Below are 15,274 nucleotides of genomic sequence, written 5' to 3' on the forward strand. Positions count from 1 at the left end.
GACAAGCTTCCGTACACGCTCCGCATAAACTAGATGCATAAGGAAGTTCTTTATAATCATCATATCCACCTAAAAGTGGTGTTAACACTGCACCAATTGGTCCTGAATAAATAGAACCATATGAATGTCCACCAACGTGACGATACACAGGACATACATTGACACAAGCAGCACAACGAATACATTGCAATACTGAACGGAATTCCGATCCAAGGATTTGAGAGCGGCCATTATCAACAACGACTAAATGAAACTCTTCTGGTCCATCTACCTCTTCCTCTTGAATTGGTCCTGCTACTGTTACATAACTTGTTAGCTTTTGACCTACTGCACTACGACATAGTAAACCAACTAAAACATCTAATTCTTCCATTGTCGGAACCATACGTTCCATACCCATTACTGCAATTTGTGTTTTCGGAATCGACATAACAAGATCGGCATTACCTTCGTTCGTTACTAAACAAAGAGAGCCCGTATTTGCAACAGCGAAGTTACAACCTGYCACACCAATTTCTGCATCCATAAATTTCTCACGAAGTTGTTTACGAACAAACTTTGTCATTTCGTATGGATCATCAGAATTTTCATATCCAAGTTTTTCTTTAAATACATCACGAATTTGCGTTCTGTTTTTATGAAGTGCAGGCGCAATAATATGTGATGGTGGATCGTTATCTACTTGTAAGATATACTCTCCTAAGTCACTCTCTAACACTTCACAACCAATCTCTTCAAGGGCATGATTCATACTAATTTCTTCAGTTACCATTGATTTTGATTTTACAACTTTCTTCGCTTGTTTCTTTTTTGCAACGTCTTGAATGTACTTTGCCGCATCCTCTTTCGTTTTCGCAAAGTAAACGTGACCGCCTCTTTTTGATACATTTTCACTTAACTGCATTAAGTAATAATCAAGATTTTCTAACGTATGTTGACGAATTTGTTCACCTAGTTCACGCCACTCTTCCCAGTTTCCTAACTCTTCAGCTGCTTTCAATCGATTTGTATATAAACGCGTTTGTGCAGAAGATACTGCTCCGCGCATAAACGAATCTTGAATTCCATCGCCAACGCGATCATTAAATTTTTTCTCACTGATTTTCATAGACATAGCTTATGTTCCCCCTTCATGAGCGACTATTCAAGACCTCAGCAATATGCATTACTTTTACTTCTTTTCCTAAACGCTCAATACGTCCGCCAATGTTTAACAAACACCCACAATCTGCACCGATTAAATAATCAGCACCTGTTTCCATTACACTATCTACTTTTTCATCTACCATTTGCTCAGAAATTGGAGTCATCTTAACTGAAAACGTTCCCCCAAACCCACAACAATTTTGCACGTTTGGCAGTTCTCTCACAGTTAATCCTTTTACGTTTGATAATAAAATTCCTGGTGCCTCTTTTACTCCCAGCAGGCGTGTCATATGACAAGATTTATGAATAGTAGCTATTCCTGGTAAACTTGCACCAACATCTGTAACTTTTAAAACATCTACAATAAATTGTGTGAATTCATATGTTTTATCAGCAACCTTTTGTGCACGTTTAGCCCACTTCGGATCATCTTTAAAAACATGCGGATACTCATGAAACATTGTCGCACAAGAGCCAGATGGCGTAACGATATATTCTGCATCTTCGAAAGTTTCAATCATATGTTTCATCGCTTCTTTTGCTGCTTCTACATGGCCGCTATTATAAGCAGGCTGACCACAACAAACTTGTGCTTCTGGAAATTCAATTTCACAACCTAAACGCTCCAATACTTCAACTGTTGCTTTGCCGACGTTTGTTTCAAACATATCGACTATACAAGTAACAAATAAAGTGACTTTCATAACTATAATTCCCCCTCATTACAACTTCGCCAACAATCATATGGTCATCAGATGACTAAGATTAGAAGAAGTGGGCTCAACCATGGCCTATCCTCTCCCTCTTCTAAAGAAAACGTTTACTTAATCTCTCTCTATTTTATCAGAAAATTAGAAAATTAAAAGATTAAATTACGAATTTATATCGCTTTTACCTGTGACAATATGTTCTACATTTGTTAAATGATTTAGCATTGCTTGCTGCGCTAATTCCACATCTTGCTTTAACACCGCATTATATATAGATTGATGCTCTTCTAAAAGTCGTTCTGATGTTGTTTGTTCACCATATAAAATAATGCGTCTTGATTCACCAATCGTTTCAGCAATCATCTCTGAAACATGATTCATGAGCTCAAGTAAGATGTTATTATGCGAAGACTCTGCAATTCCCATATGGAACTGAAAGTCTGCTTTTTCGCCAGCCTTTTCATCTCCAATGCTCTTTGCCATTTCATCTAACCAATGCTTCATATTTTGTAAATTAGCTTCCGTACGTTTTGCCGCTGCCGCTCGAACTGCCCCCACTTCGAGCACCTTCCGTACTTCTAATAAATTCAAAATATCCTCTTTCTTCATTAATAACTTGTTATTTAGTGATTTCGTTAATGAAGAAGGATCGAAATTCCTTACATATGTACCTTCTCCTTGTTTCATTTCAATTAAGCCCATTGCTCTTAGCGCACTTAGCGCTTCACGAACAGCAGATCTGCCAACTTGAAACTGCTCAGCTAATTGATGAACAGGAAGTAGTTTGTCACCAGGTTTTAACGTACCATTTTTAATCATTGTTAAAATAGCTTCAGATACTTCTTCGTAAATTTTTTTCGGTTTAATAGATTTGTACTCCAGTTAAATCACCTCAGTATCTTCCAAACAACAATTGTAACGTTTTATAAGAACTTAGCATCCATAACTATTTTAGAACGAATTAGTAAGAAGTACAAATGTTTTGTTCATAAAATAGTCAATTTTTTGATATTTGTTTGATATTAATTAATACATTTACGCGTAACTATTTACCTTCAATATGAAGAGCATATTCCAAAAGTTAGAATATGCTCTCCTCATCTTGTGCTTTTAATTTAATAATAACTGTCGTTCCCTTACCTTTTTCACTTTCTATTCTCCACTCACCATCATGTATATGAACAATTTGCCTTACAATTGCAAGGCCTAAACCTGTTCCACCGTGTTGACGACTTCTCGCTTTATCTACTCGGTAAAAGCGTTCCCCGAGATTTTCTAAATGCTCTCTATCAATACCTATTCCTGTATCTTTTATGTGCAATTCACAATAATCATCGATTTGCTTTAATGTTATTATGATATCCCCGTTTTGATTTGTATAACGTATCGCATTATCTAACACATTATGAAGTACTTGTTGCATACGATCCTCATCAATCATTACGATAATTTCAGGATTTAAATTCGTTGAAATACGAAGTTTTTTTTCTATAAACTGTAACTCGTACGTATCTAGTACATCTTCAATAAGCTGTGAAAAAACGATAGGTTGTTTCTTTAGGGGAAAGTGTTCACCTTCTAGCTGCGCTAGATCTAATAAATCATGAACGAGGCGCTGCATGCGACCTGCCTCTTTATGAATAAGTTGCGTTACTTTTTCCTGCTGCGGCCCCTTCGCTACACCGTCTAAAATAGCTTCACTATATCCTTTAATATAACTAAGCGGTGTTCTAAGTTCATGCGAAACATTAGCTAAAAATTCCTTACGCTTTACATCTTCTGTTTCTAAAGAATTTGCCATTTTATTAAAAGCTTTTCCCAATCGTCCAATTTCATCTTCTGAAGAAATTGTAATCCGCTCTGAGAAATCTCCAGTAGCCAAATGATTTGCAACTCGTTCCATTTGCGAAAGCGGTCTCGTAATAGCGATAATAATTTTTCTACCAATCCATATTGTAATTAAAATCATTGCAAGTGCTAACGGCGCTAAAATAAGACCCATATCAAATATTAAGTCTTTTATACTTTTTAAAGGAATATAAGAGTATACAATACCAACTAATTTTTTATTATCTAAAACAGGGATGACAACACCCATAATATTACGATCAAAATGTTCTTCATACCCTATCTTTGTCACAGTTTTCCCATCTAATAGCGCCTGTCTATCCCCTTCACTTATAAGAGAATGATGGTGAACATCAAAAGGCAAACATGCGCTTAAATCACGCGGATTGTATACGAAAAGGACATCTGAACTAGATATTTGATCATATGCCCTTACTTTCTCTTCAAAAGTGGATACTCCTTCACGTTTATCATATTGCGTGGCAAGACGTTTCCCTTCCATTACTAATGAATCTTTTAAATTATCAACGTATAACTTTTCATATGAGTATAAAGATACAAAATAAAGAAAGGAAACTGTTACACATACTGCACATACTACTGTAAGCCAAAGCTTTTGTACCATCGTAAACATACGTTACACCTCAAATTTATAACCTACACCCCAAACGGTTTGAATGTAGTTTCCACTTTCTCCTAGCTTTAGACGCATCGTTTTCACATGCGTATCTACCGTTCTTGTACTTCCTGCATAATCATATCCCCACACCTTTTCAAGCAATTGTTCCCGGCTAAATACTTGTCCATTATGTTGGCAAAGAAAATATAGTAAATCGAACTCTTTTACCGTAAGAGGAATCGTCTCACCATTCGTCTCGACCCTCCTACTTTTTTCATTAATAAGAATCGGTCCAAATTGAATCTCTTCTTGCTGTTCTTGCTTTGTATATCGTCTTAAAACAGCTTCCATACGAGCAATTAGTTCCCCAGGACTAAATGGCTTTACAATATAATCATCTGCTCCCATACGTAAGCCGTTCACCCTATTCCACTCTTCACCTTTTGCTGTTAAAAATATAATAGGTACATCCGACGTTTTTCGAATCTCTTTACAAACTGAAAGCCCATCCATCTCAGGCATCATAATGTCTAGTACAACGAAATCGTAATGATCCGTCTCTAATTTTCGAAGTGCCTCTTTTCCATTTTCAGCTTCTCCCCACTCGTATCCGAAGTTATCTAAGTACATTCCGACAAGTTGCCTCATATCACTTTCGTCATCTACGACTAGCACTTTATATTTACTCATTGCCCTTCCCCTTCTCTCTCTATGAGTTGAAACGGTCCTTTACCGACTTTAATTGTTTGTTTTATTTTCATATTCTTCATATCCATTACGCATACTTCATCGCTATCATAACTAGCTACATATCCTTCTGCACCGCTTTTCAAAAATGCAAATGGATTAGATCCTACTTCTGCAAATCCTACCTCTTGATACGTACTTGCATCAAACTTTCTAAGCGTATTTGAACCGTGACTTAGCGCATATACATACTTATCATCCTTTGTTATATTCACAGGCATAAACGGAGCATGTAAAGAACGTATCATCTCTCCACTCTGTAAAGAATACACTAATACTTTCTCATTCACTTGACTTCCATCACCATGTCCACCAATCCATATTTCTTTCCCATCAGCGCTAACCGTCGCTCCTGTTGATGCTGGCGGAATCATAAAGGACTGTATCACTTCTTTTTTCTTTGTATCAATGGTCGTTAGTTTCGTATCATAAAAGTTGAGTACAGATAACTGGTTATGATGCTCTACCATCGTTATCGGCCCTTTTCCTGTTGAAACACTCCCTGTCTCTTTTCCTTTTATCGTAAAGAACCTTACCTTTTGTTCATTTTGATCGGCAGCAAATAATTGTTTTCCATTATCTGATGCGATAACATTAGCAATTCCTTTTCCAGTCTTATATTTGTCCACTTGTCTTCCTTCTGCTAGTGAATATACATACATATATTCTAATTGCTTACCATAAACGAGTATTTCCTCGCCATTTGGAAGTAGCGTAACCCCCGCAATCGGCTCATTTAATTCCCATGTTGTTAATAGCTTCTTTGTTTTTTTATCAATAAAACTAATACTACCTTCCTTTATATTCGTTGTTATAATAACACTTTTATCTTTAGCAATCGGTGTATACGAACTTCCTTGACACCCTACTAATAGAAATAAAAAACAGAGAAGAAAAACATACTTTCTCAAAAGATTCCCTCCATCTTCGGATGATTTCGTTATAATTGTAAAGTAACAAATAAATGTGTGGAAAATGTGAAATCTTCCTTTATTAATAAACTTACATATATAATGTACAACAAATAGAATTTGAGGTGTGCAAATTATGCTTTTTCCTGATTTAGCGAATAAAATTGTACGTGAAGTACGCAGATTAATTACTGAAAACATTATTATTATTAATATACAAGGCATTATTATCGCAAGTACAGATGCGGAAAGAATCGGTCAATTTCATGAAGGGGCACTCCTCTGTGCGAAACAAAAGAATACTGTCATTATTACAAAAGATGATGAACGACGACTGCAAGGTGTAAAAGCTGGGATGAATCTTCCTTTACTATTCCATGACGAAGTAATCGGCGTGATTGGAATTACAGGAGAACCTGAAAATATTTCACAATACGGAGAAATATTACGTAAGATGACCGAATTATTAATTCATGAAAACTACTTTTTAGAACAACTAGAACTTGAGCACCGTTCTTATGAAGCATTTGTCTTTGATTGGCTTCAAAATACAGACTGGTCTCCAAGTTTTCTCGATCGTGCAAAAACGCTTGGCATTGATTTATATAAGAAGAAACAACTTATTTTATTATCAATCGCCCAAGATAATACGATGCTCCAGCGTAAAATTTGGCAACATCTGCGCAACATTTTAGCAAAAGAAAATTTATTTGTTCGCTGGGGAAATGATCGGTTTATTTTGTTTACAACAATGCACTCCAAAGAGCAAACCTTTCAATTTTTAAAACGTTTAAAACAAGACTGTGAAACTTTATTTTCTATTACTTTATATATCGGGATTGGACAAACAGTTACGCCAAGCAATATGAACTTATCGTACGAACAAGCACTACGCGCCCTTTCAGTATCACTTGAAACGAAAAAAATTGTATTTAATGAAGATTTACGTTTAGAAATGTGCTTACAAGATATTTCTACTGAAACCCGGGAACAGTTTCTAGAGCGTACTATTGAAAACTTAGTATCATCTCCTGAGCTTATGCACACTCTACGTTTATTTATCGATTATAACCAATCTTATAAGCAAACAGCTGAGCAATTACATATACACATTAACACACTGCATTACAGGCTAAAAAAGATTGAAGAACATACAGGACTTGACCCGAAACAATTCAAAGATTTAAATGTTTTATACTTCGCACTCCTCTTATTAGATAATCATACAAAAAATAACGATAAAATAGATTAATCTTTAGATGATTGTATATAGAAAGAATCCCCCTACTTTTTTATCATTATAATGAAAGCACTGTTACAACGTTTTTTATTATTACTAAATACGTTAACAGTTTGAGGGGGATTTCCAATGTTAGAAAAGCAAATTATTGATTCATTCGTATCTATTGTTGGCGAAGATAATGTAGATACATCCAATATGGGGCGTTTAACTTATAGTTATGATGCCACTCCAAACTTCCAAGCGATGCCTGATGCAGTCATTGCTCCTCGTAATACAAATGAAGTAGCAGACGTGTTAAAAGTGTGTAACACTCATAAAATCCCGGTATATGTTCGCGGGTCTGGAACAAATCTTTGCGCTGGTACGTGTCCACTTGAAGGTGGTATCGTCCTTATTTTCCGCCATATGAACAATATTTTAGAAATTGACGAAGAGAATTTAACAATTACTGTACAAGCTGGTGTTATTACACTTGATATTATTAAAGCAGTAGAAGAAAAAGGTTTATTTTATCCACCAGATCCAAGCTCTATGAAAATTTCTACAATCGGCGGTAACATTAATGAAAACTCCGGCGGATTACGTGGTTTAAAATATGGCGTAACACGTGATTATGTAATGGGGCTTGAAATTGTCTTACCGAACGGCGATATCATTCGCACTGGCGGTAAATTAGCAAAAGATGTAGCTGGTTATGATTTAACTCGTTTATTTATTGGTTCTGAAGGAACACTTGGTGTTGTTACGGAAGCTATATTAAAACTTGTCCCTATACCTGAAACGAAGAAAACGATGCTTGCGCTATATGAAGATATTAACGAAGCTGCTCGAGCTGTTTCTGCTATTATTGCAAATAAAATTATTCCAGCGACACTTGAGTTTTTAGACCAACCAACAATTGAAGTTGTAGAAGAGTTTGCACAAATCGGTTTACCAACTGACGTTAAAGCAATTTTATTAATTGAACAAGACGGCCCGCCCGAGGTTGTCAATCGAGATATCGAAAAAATGGCTAACGTTTGCCGTGCTATGAATGCGGTCGATGTTCGCGTTGCAAAAGATGAAGCCGAAGCAGATGCGCTTCGTACAGCACGCCGTAGTGCACTATCAGCACTTGCAAGACTAAAACCGACAACAATATTAGAGGATGCAACTGTACCACGTTCACAAATCGCTCCAATGGTTGAAGCAATTAATGCAATTGCAAAGAAATATAATATTCCTATTTGTACTTTTGGTCATGCTGGTGATGGTAATTTGCACCCAACTTGTATGACAGATGCCCGTAATGAAGAAGAAATGCACCGTGCTGAACAAGCTTTTGCTGAAATATTTGCAAAAGCGATTGAGCTTGGTGGTACGATTACTGGTGAACATGGTGTTGGCGCGATGAAAGCTCCGTATTTAGAAATGAAATTAGGTAAAGAAGGTATCGCTGCTATGCAAGGGATTAAACAAGCCTTCGATCCAAACAACATTATGAATCCTGGAAAGATGTTCGCGAAAGACTCTCGTAAAAGAGTGGTGGTTGAGCGATGACCAAATTAAATAAAGAAAACATTCAAAAGGAATTTAAAGAACGATTAAGTGAAGATGAACTATTAAATTGTATGCGATGCGGTTTTTGTTTACCGACTTGTCCTACTTACATTCAATCTGGATATAAAGAATCACATTCGCCGCGCGGGCGTATCGCCTTAATGAAAGCCGTCGCTGATGGTTTAATTGAGCCAGATGAAGATGTTGAAAATACATTAAACGTCTGCCTTGGCTGTCGTGCTTGTGAACCTGTTTGTCCGTCTGGTGTGAATTATGGACATTTATTAGAAGAAGCTCGTGATATTATTAATCAAAATAAAAAATTCTCAGTGCCCGTGAGAGCTGTTCGTAAAGTCGTTTTTGAAGGACTATTCCCGCATCAAAACCGAATGAGAACATTAACAGGGCTAATCGGATTTTACCAGCGTTCTGGTTTACAAACGCTAACACATAAAACTGGTATTATGAAGTTATTCCCTGAAACACTTGCAACGATAGATCTCGTTTTGCCAAAAGTCCCTAAAATGAAAGCAATGAAAGATCGTCCTGAATTTTTACCTGCTGAGGTGGCAAAGAAAAAACAAGTTGCATTCTTCACAGGTTGTTTAATGGATACGATGTTTTTAGAAACAAATAACGCAACGATGAAACTTCTTCAGTTAGCTGGTTGTGATATCGTTATTCCGAAAACACAAAGTTGCTGCGGGGCATTACATGGGCATGCTGGTGAAAAGAGTGGAGCAAAAGAATTAGCAAAACGAAATATAAAAGCATTCGAAGATTTAAACATCGATTATATTATTACGAATGCAGGTGGTTGCGGAGCTTACCTCGTAGACTATGATTACCTTTTAAAGGATGATCCAGAATGGGCTGAGCGCGCAAAGCAATTTGTTTCTAAAATTAAAGATATTACTGCTATACTAGTAGAACTAGATTTCCATAAACGTAATGACTTACGACTCACGCCGCAAATCATTACGTATCAAGACTCTTGTCATTTACGCAATGTTATGCGAACATCTTCTGAACCTCGTATGTTACTAGAAGCAATCCAAGGTGCAACATACCGTGAAATGAAAGATGCGGACCGTTGCTGTGGTTCTGCTGGTATTTACAATATTGTTCATTCAGAGTTATCAATGGAATTTCTAGATTATAAAATGGACCGTGTGCATGAAACAGACGCGGCGACAATTGTTACTGCAAATCCAGGTTGTCTATTACAAATGAAATTAGGTATTGAACGAGAAGATCTTTCTCATAAAATGAGAGGAATTCACATTGTAGATTTATTATTAGAAGCAATTGAAACCAACTCGTAATAACTCGTAACATACGTAATAATAGGAAAACGGCTATCTCCTTCGTCTATGTAAAGAGATAGCCGCTTTTTTGTCTGCTACAACATTAAAAATATGTTACTTTATTATAAAAAAGAACAACAGAAACATTACAGTTTTGTAAAAATCAATCCAGTATATTCCTCAAAAAAATGTTCAAACCATTGATACAATAGGATTCTTTATTTTCCATTTAGGTAAATCTATCCAAAAACCCTCTCTTAAAACCAAGTATAAAAATGCTAAAAATTCCTTTTATACTCTATGTTTCTCTTATTTCTTCCCTTTTCTTCTCTTAGGATAAATTAGGTAATTTCAAAGTCTATGAATTTTTTTCCATCTTTTTTCTTGTAAATTGTATGCTACGATGGATTTGTCAGTCAGACAGGCTGTCAAAAACAAATCGTGTGAAAACAAATTAAAACTTTATATAGGGGGACACACATCATGAAAAAACGTGTTTTATTATCTGTAGCTGCTGCAACAGCTCTTACTTTAGGAGTATCATCTTTAGATGCACAAGCTGCAACAGTACAACCATCTAACATAAAGGTTCAAAATATTCAGCATTCAAAAGTAATGATGAAACAAATGAGCCAACAAGAATTACAAGCATTCTTACAATCTATGGGAGTTGAGTCATTAGCACAATGGAATCAAGGTCAATTCCAACAAGATTGCTTCATTCCTGGTCAACAGCCTACTGAAAATGTTGTAACTGAACAACCAACAGCTAAGCCAGAAGCTCAAAAGCCTGCTGAGGAAACTCAAAAACCAGCGGAACAAAAGCCTGCTGAAGAAGTTGCTAAACCAGAAGCTCAAAAACCAGTTGAAAACAACAATACTCAAAATGAAACACAAAAACCTGCTGAGCAAAAGCCTGCTGAAGAAGCAAAATCTTTAAGCGAATTCGAACAACGCGTTGTTGAATTAACAAACGCTGAGCGTACAAAACAAGGCTTACCAGCATTACAAATTGATACTGAATTAAGCAAAGTTGCACGCGCTAAATCTGAAGATATGCAAAAGAATAACTACTTTGATCATAACAGCCCTACATACGGGTCTCCGTTCGACATGATGAAGAAATTTGGTATTTCTTATACATCTGCAGGTGAAAACATCGCACAAGGCCAACGTACACCAGAAGAAGTTGTACAAGCTTGGATGAACAGTACTGGACACCGTGCAAACATTTTAAATAGCGGCTTCACTCATATCGGTGTTGGTTATGTAGAAAGCGGCAACTACTGGACACAACAATTTATTACGAAGTAAATAGATTAAAAGAGTCTTCTCATGATGAGAAGACTCTTTTTTATGTTTCATAGCTTTCTAATATGTATGCGTATAAAATGTAGAACATAAACAAAATAGACCCGCAGCTTATTACACTAATTAACAAATAAAATCCCCACTTCAGGCCCAAAAGCAATGAAAATAATACGCTGCATGCCATCACTTGAAAGATTCGCCTACTAACTAAACGGATCTTTTGTAATTTGATCGGTTCTTTCTCTCTATCCTTCACCTTTTTAAACACTTTACTAAACATAAAAAGAAACATACTAATTCCAATCGTTAGTCCTGTCTGAAAGGATATAATACTTCCCAAATTAATAAAGAGAATTAGTAGATGGACAAACATCATAAATAAAGTAATACTCTTTATAAATCCACTTATAATGAAATGCTCTCCTTCATTAAACTTATATATATTATGTGAAATAACATATACTAATCCATGTAAAATAATAATAAGGACAGGAATACATAATACGACAACTTGTTTACTCATAAACTCGTTCGCTCCACCATTCTCGTTCCAATGCACTGCCATACGAGTTGGTAAATATGGATAAATACATAGAGTAAGTAAAAGACAAGCGAAAAATATCCCTAGCATATATTTATATTTGATCAAGTAATTCTCACCTCTCTTTTCTCTTAACGGCTTCGCCTCTTTTAGAGAAATCCCTGCAAAAATCTACCTTTTTCAACTTTAAGCTTACACTTTACCCATTTTCTCTTTCAAATTTTTTCATTGTGTCGTTTAAATTTGTAGGGAAAGGTACGTCAACCACGATCTCTTCTTTCGTAATCGGATGCAAAAAATTAATCTTCATCGCATGTAACGCTTGCCCGGACATATATTTTGTTTGCCCACCATATAATACATCCCCAACTAATGGATTTCCATTATAGCTCATATGAACGCGAATTTGATGCGTTCTACCGGTTTCTAACTGTAACGTTACGAGCGTCGCATTTTGTTTTTTAAAATATTTCTCTACTTTATAATACGTTATAGCTTGGTCTCCCTTTGGAGAAACACGGCGCCTTGTAGCATGATGTCGATCTCTTCCGATGGCCGCGTCAATTGTCCCCTGCTTCTTTTTTACTCTTCCTTCAACAAGTGCCGTATACGTTCTTTTAATTTTCCGTTCCATTAATAAACGATCCATAATTGCACCCGCAATTMTATGTTTTGCGAATACAACACCACCTGTCGTATCTTTATCTAACCTATGGATATGACGAACCTTCGTCTCTAAACCTTGCATTTGAAAATGAAAAGCAACAAGATTGGCAAGTGTTCCCGTCCCATTTTTTTCAGAAGGATGTGTATCCATTTGCTCAGGCTTATTTACAATGAGTACGTGATCGTCTTCAAACACTACATTTAATTCACCATATTCCGGCTCTACGCCGTACTCCTCCTCCATAAACATATGAACTTGTAACTTATCTCCTTCTTTTAAAAGTTCATTCCATCTCCTCTGTTCTCCGTTAACCGTAACACCTTTTTCCATACGAAGCTGATGTAATAACTTTTTTGGTACTTCCCATTCTACTTTTAACAACGACTCAATACTTATACCATTCCACGTTGCTGGAACCGTAATTTCACACCATTCGCCCTTTTTCTTTGTTTCCATACTATAATCACCTTATTTCTATTGATTCTCTCATTGTAACGGAAAACATACTTTGATGCACCGTCAAAAATAGAGGACAGTCTTATAATCGACTGTCCCCTCACGCTCTAAGCCTTTTCATCTCCTGCAACACTTCTTCAGCTTTTTGTTCATACAATAAATCTTTAAAGAAATCCGCCAATCGTTTATAGTCGTTGTACGTATCTAATAAGTCGTCTATTTTCTCTCCTTTCATAACTTGCTGCTTTTGCTTCATTTTTACTGGATAACGATATCCCGATACTTCTTGTATTTTATAATACTCATCCTCTACTTGAATGACTTTTACAAGTTCCTCTTCTTCCGCATCCATCGTATACCCGTCAAAGTCTCTAAGTAACTCATATATGATATGAGTCCATTCATCTTTTGGATAAAACCCTTTTTCTAACCGATAACCGACAATGCGATACAAATGCCCATCTTTTTCTGCAAACTGTACTGTATCATTTAGCTTAAACTTAAAATAACGAAACATTGCCTTCACCTACTTGTATGTATTGTTCTTATCACATACTATTTGCAAAATATAGGCCTCGCTATTCATAAAAAAATACTCATCTTATAGATGAGCATTTTTTACGATGATTTTTCTCTTTTCTTTCGAAATGGTAACCACCAGTTCCAATCTCCAAACAATTTCATTAAACTTGGTACAAGCATAAGTCGAATAATTGTTGCATCAAGAAATATCGCTAATGCGACTCCAATACCCATCTGCTTTACTGGCAAAATATCAGTAAAGGCGAACGCACCGGTAACAACAATCATAATTAAAGCAGCGGATGTAATGATGCGGCTTGTCGAGACAAGCCCTTCTAGCGTTGCTTGATCGTTATCTCCAGTTTCCTCATATAACTCATGGATTCGTGAAATAAGAAATACTTCATAATCCATGCTAAGCCCAAATACGAGGCCGAAAATAAAGATTGGTAATACAAATAAAACTGAACTCTCATCTAATCCGAAATGACCACCTTCAAATAACCAAATAACAATTCCAATTGTTGCACTTAAACTAAGTACATTCATAATAATCGCCTTTATTGGAATGAGTATCGAGCGGAATGCGAATAATAAAATAACAAAGGTTGACCCAAATATAACAGACATACCAATTGCAACTTTATCTTTAATTTCATCTTCCAACTCTTGTTGGAACGTTGTCATCCCGCCTAAATAATAAGTAACATCGTTTTCTTTATAATTCTTTTTGAAATCACGAACCCATTGTTTTGCAGTTTCTGTACTTGGCTTCGTATCCAAAAAGACTTCCATTGTTGTTTTATTTCCTTTCGTATACGCTTCAAATACAGGAGCTATTTTCGCCGCTTCTGGTGATTGTAACATTCCCGCAACTTGATCTGCTTTCATTCCATTTAGCCCGTCATATACACTTGTCACCTTATATACTTGCTTGTCATCTTTTAACTTTTGAACGACATCTTCTACCTTTTGTAAGCTTTCTTTTTCTGTTATATCATCCTTCGTCTCTACTACTAAAGTAACATCGGCGTGTGTTTTGACAGTCTTATTAAAGGCTTCTTCATACTTCTCAAATGCAATTCTCGTATCACTCTTTTCAGGTAACGCTTCAACACCAGGAAACTGCAAGTTAGCTGTACGTAGCGGTAATAAACAAATAACAATAAATGTTAGAACAACAATAATCATGACGATTGGATGTTTCATTACAAACTGTGCAAATTTACGCCAGACCTTTGATGGCGTAGGCGCCGCCTGATTCTTTTTTAATATCCTTTTACCAATTAAAGATAATAGTGCTGGAAGAAGTGTGAGCGAAAACAAAATACTCATAATAACGACAATCATCCCGCTAATAGCAACAGACTGAATATAATCTATCTTAAAGAAAAATAAGCCTGATAAACCGACGAATACACATAACCCTGAAAATACGATAGCGCGTCCTGCCGTTTGATACGTAATCGCTATCGCTTCTTTCACTGTTCTCTTCGCAACTTCCTCTCGGAAACGATTTACAAATAACAGTGCGAAATCAATTGATAATGCGAGCCCAATCATCGGCGCAACATTTAACACGAAAATAGATAGCTCTTTATCACTACCTATAAAATATAAAATCCCCATCGTACTAATGACACTAAGCGCGCCATTTACAATCGGTAAAATAGACGCAATCAGACTACCAAATGAGAATAATAGTAC

At 36.2% G+C, this 15,274-nt stretch carries 14 protein-coding genes; 4 read left to right on the forward strand and 10 right to left on the reverse strand.

Annotation, left to right across the window (positions count from 1 at the left end; translation table 11 throughout):
• The 6 genes from AC1DTM_RS10465 to AC1DTM_RS10490 form a co-directional block, all read right to left on the reverse strand.
• The coding region (locus AC1DTM_RS10465) for a LutB/LldF family L-lactate oxidation iron-sulfur protein (protein WP_477000213.1) at positions 1-1,114 on the reverse strand (1,114 nt) is incomplete at its 3' end.
• Positions 1,115-1,130: 16 nt separating this feature from the next.
• Complete coding sequence (locus tag AC1DTM_RS10470) at positions 1,131-1,850, reverse strand: (Fe-S)-binding protein (RefSeq protein ID WP_002149679.1); 720 nt, start codon at positions 1,848-1,850, stop codon at positions 1,131-1,133.
• A gap of 168 nt (positions 1,851-2,018) precedes the next feature.
• Complete coding sequence (locus tag AC1DTM_RS10475) at positions 2,019-2,708, reverse strand: FadR/GntR family transcriptional regulator (RefSeq protein WP_256416076.1); 690 nt, start codon at positions 2,706-2,708, stop codon at positions 2,019-2,021.
• A 229-nt stretch (positions 2,709-2,937) separates the two neighbouring features.
• Positions 2,938-4,338 (reverse strand): sensor histidine kinase, encoded by a 1,401-nt coding sequence (locus AC1DTM_RS10480; protein WP_088098832.1) that lies wholly within the window; start codon positions 4,336-4,338, stop codon positions 2,938-2,940.
• A gap of 3 nt (positions 4,339-4,341) precedes the next feature.
• Positions 4,342-5,013 (reverse strand): response regulator transcription factor, encoded by a 672-nt coding sequence (locus AC1DTM_RS10485; RefSeq protein WP_002158760.1) that lies wholly within the window; start codon positions 5,011-5,013, stop codon positions 4,342-4,344.
• Entirely contained in the window at positions 5,010-5,981 is a 972-nt protein-coding gene (locus AC1DTM_RS10490) for a YncE family protein (protein WP_016104235.1), read from the reverse strand. Before AC1DTM_RS10490 ends, AC1DTM_RS10485 begins: the two co-directional genes overlap by 4 nt.
• Before the next feature lie 136 nt (positions 5,982-6,117).
• Between AC1DTM_RS10490 and AC1DTM_RS10495 the strand changes: the two genes are divergently transcribed.
• From AC1DTM_RS10495 to AC1DTM_RS10510, 4 genes are all read left to right on the forward strand, one after another.
• Positions 6,118-7,233 (forward strand): CdaR family transcriptional regulator, encoded by a 1,116-nt coding sequence (locus tag AC1DTM_RS10495; protein ID WP_016104234.1) that lies wholly within the window; start codon positions 6,118-6,120, stop codon positions 7,231-7,233.
• Positions 7,234-7,350: 117 nt separating this feature from the next.
• Entirely contained in the window at positions 7,351-8,763 is a 1,413-nt protein-coding gene (glcD, locus tag AC1DTM_RS10500) for a glycolate oxidase subunit GlcD (RefSeq protein WP_016104233.1), read from the forward strand.
• Positions 8,760-10,088 carry a (Fe-S)-binding protein gene (locus AC1DTM_RS10505; protein WP_199715335.1) on the forward strand — a complete coding sequence of 443 codons (1,329 nt, stop codon included), beginning with the start codon at positions 8,760-8,762 and terminating at the stop codon, positions 10,086-10,088. The genes glcD and AC1DTM_RS10505 overlap by 4 nt, the downstream gene beginning before the upstream one ends.
• 465 nt (positions 10,089-10,553) lie before the next feature.
• Positions 10,554-11,384, forward strand: a complete 831-nt coding sequence (locus tag AC1DTM_RS10510) for a CAP domain-containing protein (RefSeq protein WP_199709442.1) — start codon at positions 10,554-10,556, stop codon at positions 11,382-11,384.
• Positions 11,385-11,424: 40 nt separating this feature from the next.
• On the opposite strand, the gene AC1DTM_RS10515 is transcribed toward AC1DTM_RS10510, so the two are convergent.
• From AC1DTM_RS10515 to AC1DTM_RS10530, 4 genes are all read right to left on the reverse strand, one after another.
• The gene (locus AC1DTM_RS10515; protein WP_016104230.1) at positions 11,425-12,030 is read right to left on the reverse strand and encodes a DUF1648 domain-containing protein; all 606 of its coding nucleotides are present in this window, start codon (positions 12,028-12,030) and stop codon (positions 11,425-11,427) included.
• A gap of 91 nt (positions 12,031-12,121) precedes the next feature.
• Positions 12,122-13,045, reverse strand: a complete 924-nt coding sequence (locus tag AC1DTM_RS10520) for an RluA family pseudouridine synthase (RefSeq protein WP_477000214.1) — start codon at positions 13,043-13,045, stop codon at positions 12,122-12,124.
• Positions 13,046-13,145: 100 nt separating this feature from the next.
• Positions 13,146-13,562, reverse strand: coding sequence for a hypothetical protein (locus tag AC1DTM_RS10525; protein ID WP_002158768.1), 417 nt, complete (start codon positions 13,560-13,562; stop codon positions 13,146-13,148).
• Between the two features lie 101 nt (positions 13,563-13,663).
• Positions 13,664-15,274: MMPL family transporter (locus AC1DTM_RS10530; RefSeq protein ID WP_477000215.1), on the reverse strand; the 1,611-nt coding region annotated here is incomplete at its 5' end.

It is taken from the genome of Bacillus sp. P4_D3 (genome assembly GCF_056401855.1).